Annotated in this window: 20 protein-coding genes and 1 pseudogene; 8 read left to right on the top strand and 13 right to left on the bottom strand. The window is 65.1% G+C overall.

The window, feature by feature from the left end:
- Positions 1-413: 413 nt before the first annotated feature.
- Positions 414-854 (bottom strand): hypothetical protein, encoded by a 441-nt coding sequence (locus tag EF294_RS06800; RefSeq protein WP_246007731.1) that lies wholly within the window; start codon positions 852-854, stop codon positions 414-416.
- 37 nt (positions 855-891) lie between these two features.
- A pseudogene (locus tag EF294_RS06795) lies at positions 892-1097 on the bottom strand (SHOCT domain-containing protein); the annotation flags it as partial.
- Between the two features lie 108 nt (positions 1098-1205).
- On the opposite strand from EF294_RS06795, the gene EF294_RS06790 reads away from it, so the two are divergent.
- Complete coding sequence (locus EF294_RS06790; protein WP_246007730.1) at positions 1206-2348, top strand: hypothetical protein; 1143 nt, start codon at positions 1206-1208, stop codon at positions 2346-2348.
- A gap of 152 nt (positions 2349-2500) precedes the next feature.
- Here EF294_RS06790 and EF294_RS06785 read toward each other — a convergent pair whose 3' ends face one another.
- Entirely contained in the window at positions 2501-3082 is a 582-nt protein-coding gene (locus EF294_RS06785; RefSeq protein ID WP_123927214.1) for an HD domain-containing protein, read from the bottom strand.
- An 83-nt stretch (positions 3083-3165) separates the two neighbouring features.
- On the opposite strand from EF294_RS06785, the gene EF294_RS06780 reads away from it, so the two are divergent.
- From EF294_RS06780 to EF294_RS06760, 5 genes are all read left to right on the top strand, one after another.
- On the top strand, positions 3166-4506 hold the full coding sequence (locus EF294_RS06780) for a flavin monoamine oxidase family protein (protein WP_185090964.1): 1341 nt from the start codon (positions 3166-3168) through the stop codon (positions 4504-4506).
- Between the two features lie 82 nt (positions 4507-4588).
- Positions 4589-4882: a YiaA/YiaB family inner membrane protein gene (locus EF294_RS06775; protein ID WP_035727355.1), complete on the top strand. Its 294-nt coding sequence runs from the start codon at positions 4589-4591 to the stop codon at positions 4880-4882.
- A gap of 112 nt (positions 4883-4994) precedes the next feature.
- Positions 4995-5378 (top strand): LysR substrate-binding domain-containing protein, encoded by a 384-nt coding sequence (locus tag EF294_RS06770; protein ID WP_246007729.1) that lies wholly within the window; start codon positions 4995-4997, stop codon positions 5376-5378.
- A 23-nt stretch (positions 5379-5401) separates the two neighbouring features.
- Entirely contained in the window at positions 5402-6028 is a 627-nt protein-coding gene (locus EF294_RS06765; protein ID WP_123927212.1) for a TetR/AcrR family transcriptional regulator, read from the top strand.
- 44 nt (positions 6029-6072) lie between these two features.
- Positions 6073-7326: a glycosyltransferase gene (locus EF294_RS06760; protein ID WP_123927209.1), complete on the top strand. Its 1254-nt coding sequence runs from the start codon at positions 6073-6075 to the stop codon at positions 7324-7326.
- A 2-nt stretch (positions 7327-7328) separates the two neighbouring features.
- Here the strand turns inward: EF294_RS06760 and EF294_RS06755 are convergent, their stop codons facing one another.
- The 5 genes from EF294_RS06755 to EF294_RS06735 form a co-directional block, all read right to left on the bottom strand.
- Positions 7329-8516, bottom strand: coding sequence for an arylsulfotransferase family protein (locus EF294_RS06755; protein WP_246007728.1), 1188 nt, complete (start codon positions 8514-8516; stop codon positions 7329-7331).
- A 245-nt stretch (positions 8517-8761) separates the two neighbouring features.
- Positions 8762-8890 (bottom strand): hypothetical protein, encoded by a 129-nt coding sequence (locus tag EF294_RS22425; RefSeq protein WP_281275986.1) that lies wholly within the window; start codon positions 8888-8890, stop codon positions 8762-8764.
- A gap of 204 nt (positions 8891-9094) precedes the next feature.
- Positions 9095-9997, bottom strand: a complete 903-nt coding sequence (locus tag EF294_RS06745; protein ID WP_246007727.1) for a hypothetical protein — start codon at positions 9995-9997, stop codon at positions 9095-9097.
- 216 nt (positions 9998-10213) lie between these two features.
- On the bottom strand, positions 10214-10348 hold the full coding sequence (locus EF294_RS22420; RefSeq protein ID WP_281275985.1) for a hypothetical protein: 135 nt from the start codon (positions 10346-10348) through the stop codon (positions 10214-10216).
- Positions 10349-10851: 503 nt separating this feature from the next.
- Entirely contained in the window at positions 10852-11733 is an 882-nt protein-coding gene (locus EF294_RS06735) for an SMI1/KNR4 family protein (RefSeq protein ID WP_246007726.1), read from the bottom strand.
- A 215-nt stretch (positions 11734-11948) separates the two neighbouring features.
- On the opposite strand from EF294_RS06735, the gene EF294_RS06730 reads away from it, so the two are divergent.
- Complete coding sequence (locus tag EF294_RS06730; RefSeq protein WP_123927200.1) at positions 11949-12740, top strand: hypothetical protein; 792 nt, start codon at positions 11949-11951, stop codon at positions 12738-12740.
- A 556-nt stretch (positions 12741-13296) separates the two neighbouring features.
- On the opposite strand, the gene dnaB is transcribed toward EF294_RS06730, so the two are convergent.
- The gene (gene dnaB, locus EF294_RS06725; protein WP_123927197.1) at positions 13297-15546 is read right to left on the bottom strand and encodes a replicative DNA helicase; all 2250 of its coding nucleotides are present in this window, start codon (positions 15544-15546) and stop codon (positions 13297-13299) included.
- Between the two features lie 560 nt (positions 15547-16106).
- Here dnaB and EF294_RS06720 point away from each other — a divergent pair.
- Complete coding sequence (locus EF294_RS06720) at positions 16107-16778, top strand: hypothetical protein (protein ID WP_123927194.1); 672 nt, start codon at positions 16107-16109, stop codon at positions 16776-16778.
- A 140-nt stretch (positions 16779-16918) separates the two neighbouring features.
- On the opposite strand, the gene rplI is transcribed toward EF294_RS06720, so the two are convergent.
- The 4 genes from rplI to rpsF all read right to left on the bottom strand — a co-directional run bounded on the left by rplI (position 16919) and on the right by rpsF (position 18595).
- Positions 16919-17371: a 50S ribosomal protein L9 gene (gene rplI / locus EF294_RS06715; protein ID WP_123927191.1), complete on the bottom strand. Its 453-nt coding sequence runs from the start codon at positions 17369-17371 to the stop codon at positions 16919-16921.
- Between the two features lie 21 nt (positions 17372-17392).
- A complete protein-coding gene (gene rpsR, locus EF294_RS06710; RefSeq protein ID WP_006373162.1) occupies positions 17393-17653 on the bottom strand; it encodes a 30S ribosomal protein S18 in 261 nt (86 codons plus the stop codon).
- A 24-nt stretch (positions 17654-17677) separates the two neighbouring features.
- Complete coding sequence (locus tag EF294_RS06705) at positions 17678-18202, bottom strand: single-stranded DNA-binding protein (protein ID WP_123927188.1); 525 nt, start codon at positions 18200-18202, stop codon at positions 17678-17680.
- Between the two features lie 111 nt (positions 18203-18313).
- On the bottom strand, positions 18314-18595 hold the full coding sequence (rpsF, locus tag EF294_RS06700; RefSeq protein ID WP_006373164.1) for a 30S ribosomal protein S6: 282 nt from the start codon (positions 18593-18595) through the stop codon (positions 18314-18316).
- Positions 18596-18625 lie beyond the last annotated feature (30 nt).

Raw genomic sequence — 18625 nt, 5'->3', positions numbered from 1 at the left:
CATGCGGCGGTCAATTGCAGGCGCGGGCTGGTGATCACCGCGCTCGGCGGGAGCTGGTCGATCATGCCGAGAACGGTGACCCTTTGCGAGTGTTTGAGCAGGGTGCGACCGTCCCGCTCGTCCAGCCGCACCGCGCGTCCGGTGTCGCCGGCCGACAGTGCCTGATCGATCGCCTCCGAAAGCATTCCGTGATCGCTGAACCACGTCGAGGCGATGCGGTGCAACCGCGAGACCTGCTCGGGCAACACCGCGCCGGGACCACCACGGCCGATCAACAGAGGGCTGCTGACTCCGATGAGCCCCGAGGCGTCGTCCGGAACGACGTCTCGCCAGGTGTCCTGCGGATCGAACTCGACCGTGATGCCACCCAGCACAGTCGAGAATGCCGCAGGGCACCGTCTGAATTGGGGCGACTATCGTCGGGGCGAAACGGGCGGATGCCCGCACTGCACCCAGTTGCCCACGAGAACCGCGTGGCACAGCACCGCGACGAGAAACCAGGCCGACGCCACACCCAATCCGGTCTGCGTGGACCAGTAGCCGAGCACCGACAGCGGAACGGCGATCCCGCTGATCGCACCGGCCAGGACACACCACCCAAATCGACGCTGTGTGGCCGCCGCCGCGGAGAGCACGGCACCGCCGACGCCGAGCCCGATCGCGATCTGACCGAGCAGTGTCCGGTCGCCGCCGACGTCGCTGGTCACCCACGCACCGACGCTGGAGACGGCCAGCGCGACGATCGTCAACCAGATCACCCGTACCGATCGGGGCCGCAACGGCACCTCGGCGAGTACCCGTCGCTCGATCTTGCGGAGCGAGGCCGCCAAGCCCGGTTCTAGTTCCACCACCATCGCGCTTCCCCTACAGCCGGGCGAGCAGTTCGGCCTTGTTGTCGAACATGTTGCCGATCATCGTCAGGCCGCCGCGCATCCACTGGCCAAACCGCCGACTTCGGGAATACGGAACTGGGCCATGGTGCCGCCACCACTGTTGACCGGGTACAGAATTGCGAGCACCGCATCGCGAGAGAGTCTGTCCCGTGCGGCGATGTCGGCGACCGCGCCCTTAGCCTCGGGGGTGAGGGTTGCGTCCATGATGAGGCTCTTTCGTCGAGAGTCGATTCGCGCCCCGCGTAGATCGTGCGGGTGAACTTCACAAGTGTAGGAGAGCCGCAGCACGAGGTCTGCGGTACGAGTTCTGCGGTGCGAGAACTGCGGTACGAGTTCTGCGGTGCGAGAACTGCGGTACAGCGACTCGGCCGGACCGGCCGACGACCCGGCACCACCCGCAACTGTCTGTTCTTGGCCCTCGACGATGCCGCACTCGCGCAGACGCTGGGAATGCTGCACTGCTGGGCGACCGGCTGGGTGGAGCCCGTGGTGGCCACTCCCGAGCCTCGCCACATTGCTGCGCAGCAGATCCTCGCGGCGGCCTTGCAGACCCGACGGCTTCCGCTCGTCGGGTGGCAGCACCAGTGGGCCGATCTACCGCTGTTCGCCGAAGACGGCGACGAGATCTTCGACCACCTGCTCAGCACTGGGTTCCTCGACCACGATGCCGGTAGCGCCTTCATCGGACTGGAAGCCGAAAGACACTTCGGGCGGCGTCATTTCCTGGAACTCCTCGCGGTGTTCACCGCGGCTCCCGAGTTTCGGGTCTTCGAGGGCCGCAACGAGATCGGGATGGTGGAGGCCGGGGTTCTAACCCAGCCGACGGAGGGTCCTCGTGTACTGCTGTTAGGTGGTCGATCGTGGAAGGTGACCCACATCGACTGGAAGCGGCGCCAGGTGTACGTGGAGGGCACCGATATCCACGGCACTGCCCGCTGGCAATCGATACCGGACGGGTTGTCGTTCGAGATCACTCGCGGCGTGCGTAGCGTGCTGCTGGGAGCCACACCTCCGGGAGTGACATTGTCACGCCGTGCCGTCGAGGCGCTCGATGCTTACCGTGCGCAGCGCTCGGCGCACGTTCACCCGGTTAACCTGGTCATCGAGCGAGATGTGCGCGGCGACTGGCGGTGGTGGACGTGGGCCGGAACCAAAGCCAACCGCACTCTCGCCGCCTGGACTCGAGAGCTGGTGCCCGGGCGCCAGAGGATCAGCGGAGAGTCGATCCGGTTGCACTCGGACCTGCGAGTCGACGACATCACGCGCGTCGTGGCTTCGGTGCGGGGCGGCTCGCACCGTCCTCTGCCGGATGTTGATCGCGCCGCGATCAGCGGGCTGAAGTTCTCGGCGGCGCTCCCGGAAGGCCTGGCGCGCCGAACGCTCGCGGCTCGGGTGGTCGACGTCGAGGGTGCCGAATCCGTACTGCAGTCGCGCGTGACATTTACCCAACACTGAGCGCAAGTGAGCCGATCAGGTGGGTGCGCGCGTCTCATCAACGGATGGGGCCGGAACCGTTGACCTCTGCCAATCATCGCCGATCCAATGACCCGGCTCGGCAGTGCGCTACAACAGGGCAGAGGACGGCACCAGCCGGATGCACCCCGACGCTAGACCGGATTCGGCGCCCCTGGACCACCGGTGTCGAGCCGCCTCGCCACGCGCTCGCGGACGGCGCGAAAGTACGGCGCGCGGCGCGGGTGGGCGCGATGATGCGGCGAGTCCGGGCCGTGCCGGTCCAGCATGTCGCGCATCCGGTCCTCGAGGTCCATCACGGCATGGCCGGTCGGGCCGGAGGTCTGGTCGGCCAATGTCAGGGCGTCGGTCACCTCGTCCTCGACGAAGGTGAAGTCGCGCAGTACCTCGTCGATACCGCGTTCGGCCGCGATGTAGCGCGCACCGGAATGGTGGGCGACGAGAGCGCAGACCTCGTCGGGCCAGCCCTGCGCGCGGAGATAGCGTGCGCCGTCGACGGGATGAAAGCCGGTGTCTCGCAGAGCCGGAACGTAGCCGATGTCATGGAGCCAGGCGGCGGCGATCAACGCGTCACGCCGTCGCGGATCAACGGTTGGGGCGTAGCGGGCGGCTTGGGCGGCCACACGGGTCACGTGGCGGAGCCGGTTCGGATCGGAGGCCAGGAGTCGTGCGGAGAGTTCCCGCGCCGCTGCCGTGAGCGCGCCTTCCTCGTCCACAACTCCTCCTCCGCGTTCCCCCCGACGTTCCGGCACGTGTGATTGTGTCACGACACTCCGCACCGGAGGATAACGTCTGCCAGATGTCACGACCGTCGCCACACACCGTCGTCGTCGGAGCCGGCGTCGCCGGACTGACCACCGCCAGGTTGTTGCACAGGTACGGCCACCGCGTCGTCGTCCTCGAGGCCCGCGACCGGATCGGGGGCCGCACCCACACAGACCGCTCCGACGGATACGTCACCGATCTGGGTGCCTCGTGGATTCATGGCATCGATGGCGCTCCGTTGTACGACGCCATCCGCGCGTTCGATATGCGGACCGCCGAATTCACCGTCGGCAGTTATCAGTCACTGAGTCGGCCGACCGCCTACTACGGCCCCGACGGTGCACGACTGAGCGACGCACAGGTCGCCGCATTCGTCGAGGACATACAGACCGTCGACACGCTGCTGTCGGGCACCATCGGCTCGGCAGGTCCGGGCCTCTCCTATCGCGATGCCGTCGAGCACATCTTGACCGGGCTCGACTGGACACCCGAACGCGCCGAGCGGGTGCGGGAGTACTTGGCGCACCGCACCGAGGAGCAGTACGGCGTCCAGAGTGGCGAACTCGACGCCCACGGTCTCGACGACGACGCGACCCTCGGCGACGAGGTGGTTTTTCCCGACGGCTACGACCGACTGGCGTCGGCACTGGCACAGGGGCTCGACGTGCGGTTGGGCCACGTTGTGACGCGGGTCCGGTGGTCGGCGGATGGCGTCATCGTGGCATCCGATGCCGGGGAGTTCACCGCCGATCAGGTCGTGCTGACCGTGCCGTTGGGCGTGCTGAAATCGGATGATCTGACCGTCGAGCCACCGCTGCCCGAGCCACTCGCCGGTGCACTCAGCCGACTGGAGATGAACGATTTCGAGAAGATCTTTTTGCGCTTCGAGCACCGATTCTGGGATGACGGTGTGTACGCGATCCGGCGGCAGGGGCCGGCCGGCCGCTGGTGGCATTCGTTCTACGACCTGTCCGCATTGCACGGCACCCCCACGCTGCTGACCTTTGCCGCCGCCGACTGCGCTCGGGCACTTCGCGGCTGGTCCGATCGCCGGATCGCCGATTCGGTGCTCGACGCATTGCGCGAGATCTACCGCGACGAGGTAAGCGAGCCGGTCCGTGTCGATGTCACCCGATGGCGCGACGATCCGTTCGCGCGGGGCTCGTATGCGTATATGACGGTCGGCTCGACGACCGCCGACCACGACGTGCTCGCCACCCCGGTCGGCGACGGTGTGCTCCACATCGCCGGGGAGGCCACGTGGACCGACGACCCGGCGACAGTGACCGCAGCACTGATGTCGGGGCATCGGGCGGCGGGCAACATCCTCGGCCGTCCGGTGGCGCTCGAGGAGCTGTGGCACCCGGGCACGTAGACAGCAACCTGGCTGTATCACCCAGGCGGGTCGCGTGATTCTACTCATGGCGCTGCCGAGATCGCTTGCGATTGTTGTCGGCATGGCAACCTCAGAGATTCCCCAGAACCCCACCACCGCAGCATTCTTCCTGCAGGCCGCGATCGCCTTCGGCGTCAGCCTCGCGACCGCCGTCGTCGGCGTCTTCTATCTGCCGATCGACGCCTGGCAGCGCGGTTTTCTCGCAATCACCTTGCTGTTCCTCACATCCAGTACGTTCACCCTCGCCAAGGTGGTGCGCGACCGGCAGGAGCAGACGTCGGTGCGGGCACGACTCGACGAGGCGAGGGTGGACAAGTTGATCGCCGAACACGACCCCTTCAGCAAGGTGTCATGACTCGGGGGCGCCGGGGGCGCGGTCAGAACTAGTGCGCGCGTCCGCCACCGCGCGGCCGGTGGCACCGAGAATCGCGAGGATCAGACCGATCACCACCAGGGGACCGCTGGCGGTGGAGCCGTCCGGACTTGCCGAGCTCGCCGAACTCCCGTTGGCACGCGAACCCGCGGGGACCGACAGCGGCGAATGGGCACGCGCAGTGTGCCGTTCGGCCGGCTTCGAGCCGCGCGTGCGGTTCGACGGCCCGGACACCCTGCTGCATTCGAGGTTCGTGGCCAACGGTCACGCGCTTACCTTCGTTCCCGCGTTGATCGCCGGCGACGACCCGCGATTTCGGCTCTACTCCCTACCCGGCGATCCGGAACGGAGTCTGTTCACCGCGGTCCGCACGGGCCGGTCCGGCCATCCGGCCGTGCGTGCGTCTCGAGACGCGTTGGCGCAGGCGGCTACGGAACGTCGGCCGCAGGTGCCGAGCGTCGAACTGTTCCCCGCGTAGATCAGTTGATCTATAGTCAGATCATGCGATCTACAGACGGTGATACCTTCACCGAGCGCGCTCGACGTCGGCAACTCGTCGGCTGCGCGATCGACGCGATCGCCGAACTGGGGTTCGCCCAGGCTTCGGTCCGCAAGATCGCCGAGCGTGGCGGTGTCGCGATGAGCGTGGTCCTCTATCACTTCGGCAACAAGGACGAGTTGGTCGCGGCCGTGGTGTCGGAGTGCTACCGAACCCTGTTGGAGGCGATGGTCCCCGCGGTCGGCGCCGAATCGACGGCAATCGGAAAACTTGCCGCGCACATCCGCACCCACCTGCAATACATGCAGACACACCGCGCACATCAGATCGCGATCATGGAGATCTCGCAGGGATTCCGCGGACGCGATGGCGCACGGCTCGCCGACGTCGCCATCGACGCCGAGCATCGCGACGGGCTCGCCGCGGTCGACCTCGAGGTGATCTTCCGACTCGGCGTCGACACCGGCGAATTCCGCAGCGTGTCAGTCGAATCGATGGCCACCGCGGTTCGTGGCTCGATCGGCGCAGCGCTACTGCGCGTCACCGCCCAGCCCGACTTCGACCTCACCGACTACGGCACCGATCTGATCGAGGCATTCACCCGTGCCTGCGCCCCCGATCCCCGGTAGGCGTCCCACATCCATCGAACGGCCTCCACCGAACGGAGCCACCCATGGCCGACATCCTCATCGCCGCATACGGTTCCCGCGGCGACATCATGCCACTGACCGACATCGGATGCCGGCTGCGCGACGCCGGGCACCACGTCGTCCTCACCACCAACACCGACCTCGCCGACGAGGTACGAGCCTGCGGCCTCGACGCCAAGCCTGTTGATTTCGAGATCGATTCGGCGATCGATCCAGACTCGACGGACCCACGGAAACTGGCCATGCAAATGGTGAAACCGGCCGGGATGCGTCAGCTCGGCCGTAATCTCCTCGCCGCCGTCGACGACGTGCCCACTGACATCGTGCTCCTCACGCCGTTCGCCGAACTCGCCGGCCATCCGCTCGCGGAAGCACGGGGTGTTCCGAGTGCCGGCCTACGACTGCAACCGCTGTCCGCGACGGGCTCCTACCCGCCGTCACTGCTCGGTACCTCCTCCGCCGGAAAGTTCGTGAACCGCGCTGTGGGCCGGTCGGCCGGGCGCTGGTTCGACCGGATCTACCGAGGGGTCCTGGCCGACCTGCGTACCGACCTCGGGTTGCCACGGAGGTCCGCCAGATCTCTTCGGAATGCTCGGACGTCGGCGCAATGGCCGATCCTGCACGGTTATTCACCGAGTGTTCTGCCCCGTCCCGCCGACTGGCGGCCCGGGCTGGAGGTGACCGGATACTGGTGGCCCCGTCGATCCTCGGAGTGGGTGCCGGACTCCGATCTCCGCACCTTCCTGGAATCCGGTCCCCCGCCGGTCTATGTCGGGTTCGGCAGCCTCATGCTCCCACCGGACGAGGCGGCAGATCTGTCCGCGCTCGTGCACCGAGCAGTCACCAAGGCGGGCGTCCGAGCCGTGCTGCAGAGCGGAGGCACCGACCTCGAATCTTTCCACAACGAACGCATATTCAGCGTCGGCCCGGTGCCGCACGAGTGGTTGTTCCCACGGGTGTCGCTGGCGGTGCACTCGTGTGGTGCGGGCACCGTGGCCGCAACCCTACGGGCAGGCATCCCGTCCGTCGGGATCCCCTCACCCGGCGGCGACCAGCCGTTCTGGTCCCGACACCTGCAGCGGCTCGGCGCCAGTGCCGCAACGCTGCCGCGGCCACGCCTCGACGCCGACCGGCTTGCGGCGGCCATCGTCGAGGCACTGGAGCAGTCTCGATACCGCGACGCCGCAGCACAACTCGGTCTCGAGATCAGCCGTGAGGACGGTGCCGGGCGGGTAGTCGAGGCGGTCGAGGGGCTGCTCGATCCGCGCTCGCGCTGAATTCACAACCCCTGCGGATACCAGAACGCGCGGTAGGTGGTCAACATCCCCGACAGCGTCGCGTCGTAGATCAGGTGCCCGGTCCGGTCGAAGGACGACACGTGTCCGGTGGTGCCCCATCCGCCGAACACCGAACCGTCGGCCAGGGTTTCGGCGTTGCCCATCGCCCAAGCGGTGAGGCGGTCGGGATGAGTCCATCGCGACACCAGGCCGACGGTGCCCTTCTTCCAGTCAGGCCGGATGGTGAGAATCGACGACGGACCGCCGGTGCCGGGGAGGCTGGAGTTGTTGTCGAAGAGCCGAATCGTGCCGTCGGGCAACAGCTCCGCGTCGTGCTGATTGCGGAACGTCGCATTGTCGGCGACCCGCAAGGTGGATCGATTGCCGCCGATCACCGCACGCACGGCGCCGGTGGTTCCGTCGACGAGGTATAGCGCCGAGGTGTTGCGTGAGGAGACCAGGTAGTTGCCCTTCCCGTCGGGGAAGATGCTGTTGATGTGGAAGTAGTCGAGTCCCTGGCCCGGCAAGGGCAACGGAGTGGTGGTTGCGGTCACCGGAACGTGAGACAGTGCATCCCAGGAGAATTCGGTTCTGCCGCTGCCGATGTCGATGATGTAGAAGTGCGAGTCGACGACGGGGACCCTTGCTCGGTTGACCACGGCGGTGGTACGCGCGTAGCTGGTCACCGCGGCGCGACGCCCGTCGGGCAGGATGCGGAACTCGTGCAGGTCACCGGAGGTGCCCGCAGGCGTCCGCAGCTGTTGCAGCACATGAAAGTTGCGGTCGGCGACAAAGTACGTCCCGTCGCCGTGACCGACACCGTTGGCGCCCTGCCACCACGTGTACACACGTTGCCCGCGGTAGGTCTGGATCTGGAAGTTACCGGCCTCCTGACCTTGCGGGATGACCCACTGATGCAGCAACGACCCGTTGCGGGCGCGGACCTGAAGCGTCACCGGATCATGGGAACCGGCGGCCCTGATCGCTCGCGGTACGGCGGGGTTGTTCAGCAGATCGGCGGGTGCTAGCAAGATCACGCCACCGAGACCGGGATTGCGATCCAATGTCACCGTGAAGCCGTTGGTGGCCGGTGGCGCAGCAGAGGCCGTCGGCGCCAGCATCACGCCAAACCCGACGAGCGCCGACAAAAGGATCGAAAGCCACAGTCGCACGACCACATTCTCCGTCACCCGAAGCACTCTGCCGCCGACCATCCCTCTGGGGCAAGTCTCTGTCCGATTTGAGTTCTTCCTGCGCGAATACCACGGGCGAGTGGTCCGATTCGACCGATCCGTTTGCCGCACTGTTTGTTACGTCGAAGGCTACGCGGCGCACAGTTCGTCCGGCCGGACCAGTCCGGGCCAACCGCGAGTGAACCCCGCCTCGAAAGGCCCAGCCATGAACAAGAAGCACCCGATCGGTATCGCTGTGGTCGTCACCGGCGTCGCCGCCGCAACGTCTGTACGGCCACCGCCACCGCCACCGCCACCGCCACCGCCACCGAAGGGACGAGGGCGCTCACCGTTCCCCACATCAAGCCGATCAACAATCGCGGAATCTTCACGGTCAGCCAAAATGCGACGGGTGACGATCACCCGCGCTGGGCGGCGTCACGAGCGCCACTGCGCGGCGTGACCGACCGCGCAATCCCGCCACCGACATGCGGACGAAATTCAACGATTCGACTGGTGCTGCCATCGGGTAGGGAATGATCCTGGCGAGTCGTGACGGTACAGCCTCCCATGCGGCAGCGCGGTCACGGCGTCATTCACGCCGAGAGCCCCATGCCGACTTGCTCGCGTAACGCCTCGATCGCCGCCCTAGCACCCGCATAGTACGGTTTGGGTACCCGAATGACGTTGGGGCGCATCACGGAGTGATGCCCGGAATCCTGCACCGAGCACGGCCAGAAGTCGCCTGTGACCGACGCCGGATGATCGGTTGTCATGAATTCGAGACAGCCGGTCAAAGCGCCACATCGATATTCGATGCCGGTAATGTCAGTCAGCGCGAGCACCTCGACGTGCACTCCGGCGGCAGCCCCGGACTCCCAGCCGGTTTTGCGGACTTCGACGCGGTCGCCGAAGGCTGCCAGCAATCCGTGCCGCCCGGCATTGAGGACCATCCACGGGTAGTCACCGTCGCCGGCGTGCTCGTCGATGGCTTCCCACTGCACCTCGGTCATCGGTTCGCCGTACACCGCCACCCGCCCTCGTTGCGCGCGTCGCCGTCGGGTTCGCTCGGCGGCTTCGGTGCGCTGCCGTCGCCACCTGGTCAGCGCGGGCGCCACATCGGCGCCCACCCCGGCGCAGTGCAGGGACTCGACAAAGTAGGTGAGGAACTCCTTCTCGTCCCTATGGAATTGCCCGAACACTCGCGGCCCGTTGACGGTCCGCAGTGTCAGCGTGGGTACCTGCCGTGGACCGACAAATTCGGCGCCGAGGATCTCGTCGGCGGCGACCTGAATGGTAATGACTCCGCTACCGGACACCGCGGCCGAGCTGAATCCGAGAATCCGGGCGTTCGTGATCGCCACGCCCTCGACGGTCGGTTTGAGGCGGCGCACGGCGACGAACGCGGTGATCGTCTCCCCTTCGAGGACGTGCGGCTCCAGACAACGATGCCACTGTGCAGCGCCCAACGCCGATACCATCGGACTCAACTTGCCCATATCGGGAGCGTACGCCCAGGTCAACGAGGTCGCAGCGCGAGCGAATCAGATGCCGTTCTGGTTGGTGAGCGTGCTCCTCCGGCAGCGCAGCGTCGTCGTCGCAGAACGTGCCGGTCGGTCCAGCAGGCCCCCGTGAGGCGAACCAGGCGACTGTCCGAACGCTGGTCTCGGGTAGGCGCCCGCGACGAACTGCCGGCCATGCCGCCACCGAATAGGTCAGTCCAGGAGGTCGCGTGCCACCTGGGATACTGCGACCTTACCCTGTGTCGAACCACCTGGACCCGCAAGGTTGTTCATGATGGCGAGGACGAATCCTTGGTTGTCGCCGGCGAATCCGATGGAGTTCATCACCGACCCGCCTTGCTCGTCGGACCAGCCGTTCTTGTTCCGTCACAATCTGAGCCACTTGCCAGCTCGGGTCAAGCGATCGGAGCCGAAATATCTTGTCTCTGCGTAGCTTCCCGGAGAGCGACCCCATCGTCTTTGAGATGACCCCTCCGACCTCACAGCACACAGGGGCGTTGGGATGCCGACGACCACGCCCGGCGCTGCCGTACCCCCTTTGGGGCGTATTCGATCATCTTCGGATCCGGGCACGGGTGAACTGCCGAGGACTGCTCAGTACTCGAGAGCCGCTGTCGGGCAGATCATGTGCGCAAATGTAGGATGCGTTGACCGACAACGATCCCACCGAGCAGATCATATCGACACACATCACGAAAGAGGCACTACGTCAACCACTTTCCGCTGACCACGACGACGCCGACAAATCGCAGACCCGCCGCGGGCTCTACCGGTTCTACACCTGGTGGGCTGAGGCTGTCCGAGCAATGTGGCCCGAAGCGAACACCGGTTCAAGGTGTTTGCCATGTCCACGAATCGATGCGCCATACGTGGTGTTCGACGATGGCACCGATGATTGCGGTGATGGTGGGCTCGGCCCAACCGGAACGGCTGAACTCGACGGTGATCGTTGCTTCTGGACTCGGCGGTTCGGGCACCGGGGTGGTGGGCGCTGGGCGTGAGCCGTGGGGCCACAACTGAGTGCGGATGTCGTCGAGCATTACGACCGGCGCATGGTGGTCGTAGGTGGCGCGCCAGCGTGTGGACAGACACCGGCGGGCTGCGACGACGTTGTCGAGGGCTACTGCGTGCTGGAGCGTGATAATGGTGTCGTGCAAGGGGTCTGATGCCAGCGCATCGCCGTCACGAAACCAACTCTCGGCGTCATCCACCCAGGAGGCCAAGCAGTGGTCGAGTTGGCCCATCAGCCAGGGTTCGTAGCGGCACATGGCCACCTCGCCGGGCACCGCATCGCGGTCGTCGATGGAGAAGTTGCACAACACTTGTGTGGGAAACTCTTCGTCGTAGCCGATCACCACCGGACGCCTCCGCTCCGGTGGCGGATAGAACTCTGGCTCGACCATGGTCTCTCCGCGCATCTCGAAGGTCGGCGTGTAATGCAGAAAGTACTCGAAGTACATGAATTGATGGGCATCTCGCCATCGCTGTGACGTTCCGAGCTCGTCAAGGGTGAATAGGCTGATCGGGCCGAGTCGCTCAATACCGTTGCACATGCGCATTAGCTGCCGGTAGGAGCGGTCGAACCGCACTCCGAGACGCTGCTCGGCTGCAGCGATCTGTTCCGGCGCGGCCCCGAGACCCACGCCGGCTCCGGCGGCTACTGCCCGCCGAACCAACTCTTCGATGCTGGGAGACTCTGCATTTTCTGCCACTCGTTCCTCCTTGTAGGTTCCATTTTCGCATGTCACCAGACAGACCCCACCTGCTCCGCAGGGGTCCTCAACGTCGTGCGGGACATGGTGCAAGGTGGGCGTTGTCGGTGGACTTGCAGTGCTCGGTGTTGGCACCGCGATAGTTTGCCCAGAATGCTTGGGTATTGCTGCGGTTGGTGCGGCGGCGGGGTGAACGACAAAGGGAGAGCGGTGACGTGGATTCTTCATTGAACATCGAGGATCGGCGGCAATGGTTCAGGAGTTTGAGCGCTGAACGGTTGCGCGATATCGGTCCCACCCGGGTTGAACCGGAAGAGTTGACCGGTGAGGAGACGTCGATGGTGCCTGCCGCATGGTCTGACGCGTTGTCCGATCTGTCGGTCGTGTCGGATCTGTGGCGGGCACATGCGCCAACCATGCCGCGGATTCCGCAGTGGCTGGACCGCAGCCTGATCGGTGTCTTCTTGGCACGCACCAGAATGCCTGTCGTCGACCCCATGATCGGTGACCCACTCACCGACGTCGCGAATGTGATCACCCTGAAGTATGTGGTCCCTGATGGCCTCGACCTCGATGATCACGCGGCAACGGTGGTCATGTCCGGCGGACCGCCCTGGACGGGGGATCTGCCCGACTACTGGGAATCAATGGCCGCGGCAACCGGCGATCTCGTGACCGGCCTGCACAACGGGTTTTACGGCACCGACTTCCCATGCCTCATTCCGATCCAGGGGTTTCACTCCGCGTATGACCACTGGGACCGTCCAGACCCGACAACGTTCCGTGAAGCAGATGGCTCTCCTACGAAGCAGCCGCCGGATCTGCATGAACTCGTCGTGGTCGCTGACCGCGGACCAGTGGTCGCGCTCGATCCTGCCCGAAACGACGGCACCGGGTGGTACGGCGATCTGGACGGCGGATTCACCCAGACGTCCATAGCCTTCAGGATGGAGAATATGGTGGCTTACAGTGCGGGGGCACATTTTTATGACTCGATATTTGCATAAACGATCTGTCCAACTCGGGCTGGGACTCGGTGCCATCCTCATCATTGCCGCGGCGCTCACGACTTTCGTGCTGTCACGCCAGTCGAGTCCGTCGACACCGAACTTCAACAACGCCAATGTCAACGCTATACAGGGTCTCGTGCAGCACTCACCTGCTGAATTCATGGGCGTGGTTTTGCCCATCCGGGAGCTTGTCAAGTTCTCTGTGTAGGAAAGTTGCGGCGGTGTCACACCCTCGAAACAACGGTAGCTGAGAGACTTTGGTGGACAGGGGTTGTGGTGGGTCGCGGGATGTTAACAGCGGAGGATCGGACTGTCACTGTGGCCGGCAACTCACTGACCACTACGCGATAGCCCACCCCAAGTCCCACAACATGCCGGACCAGTCACGACCGACTCGCCTGACGTCAGGACCGAAACCCCGCCACCCCCTGGAACTCTCCCCAGACTTACTGACACGGATCTTGGGAAAGTCCGAATTTATTAGCATTTCCACTGACACGAGCTCGGAAACTGACAATTTCACGTGGAACCTACAGAGAACCTACAGCAGTCGTCAGCCCCTCGCCATATCCACGAATCTGCTCAAATGTAGTTGGTGCGCAACGGTAATCGTGGCGGTCGGCCCGTTACGATGCTTGCCGACGATGATGTCGGCCTCACCAGCACGGGGGTCGTCGCGCTCGAATGCGTCGGGCCGATGAAGCAGAATAACCATGTCGGCATCCTGCTCCAGTGATCCCGACTCGCGCAGATCTGACACCTGCGGCTTCTTGTCGGTCCGCTGCTCGGGACCACGGTTCAGCTGGCTGATCGCGACCACGGGAACTTCGAGTTCTTTTGCGAGAAGCTTTAATTGGCGGGAGAACTCCGAGACCTCCTGCTGACGTGACTCGACCTTCTTTCCAGAGGTCATCAGCTGCATGTAGTCCACCACAACGAGTTTGAGGTCGTTTCGCTGCTTGAGCCGTCGGGCCTTGGCGCGGATCTCCATCATGGTGAGATTGGGCGAGTCGTCGATGAACAGCGGGGCCTCGGAGATCTCCCCCATACGTCGGGCCAGTCGGGTCCAGTCGTCGTCGGTCATCGAACCGCCACGCATGTCACCGAGCTTCACCTTCGCCTCGGCCGAGAGGAGTCGCATGACGATCTCGACCTTGCTCATTTCCAAGGAAAACATGGCGCCGGTCATGTGGTGGTGAATCGAGCACGACCGCAGGAAGTCCATGGCGAGCGTTGAGTTGTGGGTGGGCACCATCGCCTCACCGGCGAGGAACAGGTGATCCTCGTTGTCGACCTGCACGCACCGCACCGGGACGCTGTCGACGGGACGCACCGCGACGATGCGTCGCACGCCTGCCGGGCGTCGGAGTTCTTTGTGCCGCAACGCTTTGTGATGAACGGTGAACACATCGTCGTCGGCGTCGACGCGCAGCCACCCGGTGGCCGAACGCCGGTAGGTGTAGCCGAGTCCGGCGACGAGGTCGGCCACCACGGCGGTCATGTGTCGGGTGGCGGCGGGCACCGTGATCCAGCCGTCGTCGTCGACGGTCGCGCGCGCGTCCAGCAAACCCGCGAGCAGTGCGCGGCGCTGCGCGATGGAACCGCGCAAGTACTCGTAGGGAATGTGCCCGCCGAGGTCGGCCATCAACGTCATCACATCGACGGGCCCCTCGGCGTCGATGCGCATCCCGATCTCGGGATCGTCGAAAGCCATCCCGGCCAACGCGGCGACAGTGTACGGACCGTAAGCAAATCGCTTGCGCGGCAGTTCCAGTGGCGTGGTGTTGCGGATGAACGCGCTGCCGACGTGGGCGCACATGCCCTCGGTGGTGACGACCTGACTGCTGCCGTCGACCTCGATGGCCCACTCGTGCCAGGCGTCGGCGACGATGGTGTTGCCGTCGGCGAACTCGACCTCATAGCAAGGCCGTTCGGTCATGACATCGGTCGCAGCCACGACAGTGGTGGGGCGGCCGTGGGCGTCAAGCAGTTTGTCGCCGACGGCGACGCGGCCCATCGTTGTCCAGCCCGTGGGCGTGGGTAGCGGCGTATCCAGCGACAGCGCCTTGCCGACACCAGGACGCGCAGCCACGATGATCATCTGCCCCGGATGCAAGCCATTGGTGAGCTTGTCGAGATCGGCGAAACCCGTCGGCACACCGAGCGACAGTCCGCCTCGCGAGGCGATCGAGTCGATCTCGTCCATCGTCGGCTGCAGGAGTTCCTCCAGGGGGACGTAGTCCTCGGCGGTACGGCGCTCGGTGACCTCGTACACCTCGGCCTGCGCGCGGTCGACGACCTCCGCGACGTCCTGGCCGTCGGCACCGGAGTAACCAAACTGCACGATGCGGGTCCCGGCCTCCACCAGTCGCCGCAGGATGGCCTTCTCGGCGACGATCTCGGCGTAGTAGCCGGCGTTGGCGGCCGTGGGCACCGTGGAGATGAGGGTATGCAGATAAGGTGCACCGCCCACGCGGCGCAGCTCTCCGGCGCGTTCCAGCTCGGCGGAGACGGTCACGGCGTCGGCAGGCTCACCCTTGCCGTAGAGCTCCAAGATGGCGTCGTAGACGGCCTGATGTGCAGGCCGGTAGAAGTCAGCCGGCCGGATCTTCTCGACGACGTCGGCGATGGCGTCCTTCGACAACAGCATGCCGCCAAGCACCGATTGCTCGGCGGCCATGTCTTGCGGTGGTTGGCGACCGAACTCTTCGGTCGGGATCGGCGCTTCGTCGTCAAAACCCCCGGTCCCCCCGCGTCCGGAATCACTCCGGGCGCCGTGCCCGCGATCATCGACAACCGCCACCGATGCCCAACCTCTCGCGCCGATCACGGCAGATCCGCACCACGGATCCACCTCTTGATATCTCTGCCGTATTCAGTAGCCGACATACCCCGTACCCGACGTACTCACTACCCGCGGCCACCGACAGAACCCGCGATCACGTCGCCGACACCGGTGACGATTCACCCTGAGAGGTGACCCTAGGAGGAGACCGGCGCACGTTCAAACCCGCCTGTGGACCGATCTGTGCAGCAATTGTGGACGCGTGGCGCGCGGCCTGTGGTTCACTGGCCACGGCCTGTGGACAAGATGGGGAAAGTTGACGCGATTTGTCTCATCGCCCCATTTCAGACCATGTGCACGATTTCCACAGAGACGAGATCTCTCCTTCCTCGGCGTGTCGCTGCAATGTGGCGGCCGGGCGTGTTGCGAGAGGCGGCAACCACTGGGCGTTTACCAGCCCGTGAACAGTCCATGAGCCGGCCATGACACGACGATGGGGGGTTCTCGAACCGCCCGCGAGTGAGCGTCGGCCCTGGCGGAGGTCAAACACTCCCCCGCCTTCGCACGACTGTGATGCAATGAAGGCCGTGTCCAGGATTCGCACGTTCGGTACGTTCTCGCGCGCGCTCGCCACGGTCGGTGTTGCCATGACCATCGCCCTCGCCGCGCCCTCCACGCTGGCATCGGAGGCGTCGGCCGCTCCGCCGCCCCCATTGCCCATAGAATTCGACCTGAGCCGCTACACCCCGGTGAACCCCGACGCGTTCCGTTCGCTGGCCTACGAGGACAACGGGCGGTCGTACTTCACCACCGGGCGCTACATGTGTCAGGTCGGCCCGCAGGACCGCTACGTCGGCTGTGCAGGCAGCCCGGCTACCGCACCCGCCGACACCCCGGCGTCGCGGACCCTCGGCGCGACCATTGCCGGCGATCAGCAGGGGCCGTCCTGGGTGCGCACCAACTGGCCGTTCGCACCGACCTATCGTTTCGGCTCCACGACCGGTTTTCGTCCACCGATCCTGCATGTCGGCCAGCGGGTGACGATTGCCGGAGTCACCTGCACGGTGCCGGCGCCGAACGAGGTCGCCTGCCGAACCGGCTCGCGCGCACTGATCTTCGCGCCCGAGTGGCACAAGTTCTTCTATCCCGCATGGGATCAGGCACACGACGGCAATCCGGCGTCGCAGTATCTCCCTGCGGCGCTTCGGGGTTCGAGTCAACTGCCGGCGGAGCCGGTAGCTCCGGCGTGAGTTGCGTTGCCGCGTAAGGGTTACGCGGTCTCAAGGCACGGCGCCTGGGACGCCTCGACCATCGTTCCACATACACTTCGGCCCGCCGATCACGCCTATAGCGTGATCAGCGGGCCGAAAGTTGTTGCGCGCGAGCCTGATCAGCCGGCGACGACCGCCAGCGACACGGTCGCGGCGACGTCGGGGTGCAGGTTCACCACGACCGGGAAGCTACCGGTGGCCTTGATGTGACCCTTGGGTAGCTCCACACTGCGCTTGTCGACGACGGGGCCGCCGGCCGAACGGATGGCACCGGCGACGTCAGCGGCGGTGACCGAACCGAACAGCTTGCCCGAGTCATGGGTCTTCACCGACAGCGAGACCTCGGAGAGGTTCTCGAGTGCCTGCTTGAGTTCGTTGGCGTGCTCGAGGCCGCGGACCTCGCGGGCAGCCTGCGCCCGACGGATGGTCTCGACCTGCTTCTCGGCGCCACGGGTGGCCTTGATGGCCAGACCGCGGGGCAGCAGGTAGTTACGGCCGTAGCCGTCCTTGACCTCGACGGAATCGCCGGCTTCACCGAGGTTTTCCACGGCAGCAGTCAGGATGAGCTTCATATCGTGTTCTCTCCCTTCGGCTTATCGGCTGGTCGAGGTGAACGGCAGAAGCGCCACCTCACGCGAGTTCTTGACGGCCACGGCGACGTCGCGCTGGTGCTGAACGCAGTTGCCGGTCACGCGACGCGAACGGATCTTGCCGCGGTCGGACAGGAAGCGGCGCAGCAGCGCGGTGTCCTTGTAGTCGATGGTGCTGGTGTTCTTGTCCTTGCAGAAGGAGCACGCCTTGGTCTTGGTGACCTTTTCGACGCGCACCTTCCGGCTGCTCTTTTGCTTAGCCATGTGATGCTCCAGTCAAAATGTTTCTTAGAAAGGTGGTTCGTCGTCCCCGCCGCCACCACCGAACGAGGAACCGCTCGCGGGCGCACTGCCCCACGGATCGTCGGGTGCGGACTGGCCCGATCCGCCGCCGCGGCTTGCGCCGCCACCGGACGAACCGAAGCTTCCACCGCCGGACGATCCACCACGCGAGGCGCGATTGACCGACGCAGTGGCGAATTTCAGCGAGGGGCCGATCTCTTCGACATCGAGTTCCACAACCGTGCGCTTCTCACCCTCGCGGGTTTCGTAGGAACGCTGCTTGAGGCGACCCTGCACGATGACGCGGGTTCCCTTGGTCAGGCTCTCGGTCACGTTCTCCGCAGCTTCGCGCCAGATGCTGCACCGTAAGAACAGTGCCTCGCCGTCTTTCCATTCATTGGATTGACGATCAAAGGTGCGCGGAGTGGAGGCCACCGTGAAGCTGGCGACCGCGGCACCCGAGGGGGTGAACCGCAGTTCGGGCTCAGCAGTCAGATTGCCTACAACGGTGATGACGGTTTCGCCTGCCATGTGTCTCCCCTTGGTCGTGGCTGGGCACTCGATGGTCGATGTGCACCGGACTAGTGATTCACCCTAGGGTCCGGTACCGACTATCTCGGGACATCGGAGAAAGCCTGTGTACTACTTCCGGAGAACCTTGGTGCGGAGCACCGACTCGTTCAGCTTCAGCTGACGATCCAGCTCGCTGACGGTATTCGGCTCGGCGTTCAGGTCGATGACGGCGTAGATGCCCTCACTGTGCTTGGCGATCTCGTAGGCGAGACGGCGCTTGCCCCAGATGTCGACGTTGTCGACCTTGCCGCCGTCCTTGCGGACGACGTTCAGGAACGTGTCCAGGGACGGAGCAACGGTGCGCTCGTCGAGACTCGGGTCGAGGATGACCATCAATTCGTAATGACGCATGTGACCACATCACCTCCTATGGGCTCATCG

Origin of the sequence: Gordonia oryzae (genome assembly GCF_003797185.1) — a bacterium.
In the GTDB taxonomy this organism is placed as follows: domain Bacteria; phylum Actinomycetota; class Actinomycetes; order Mycobacteriales; family Mycobacteriaceae; genus Gordonia; species Gordonia oryzae.
This window is presented reverse-complemented; position numbering and strand designations above follow the sequence as displayed.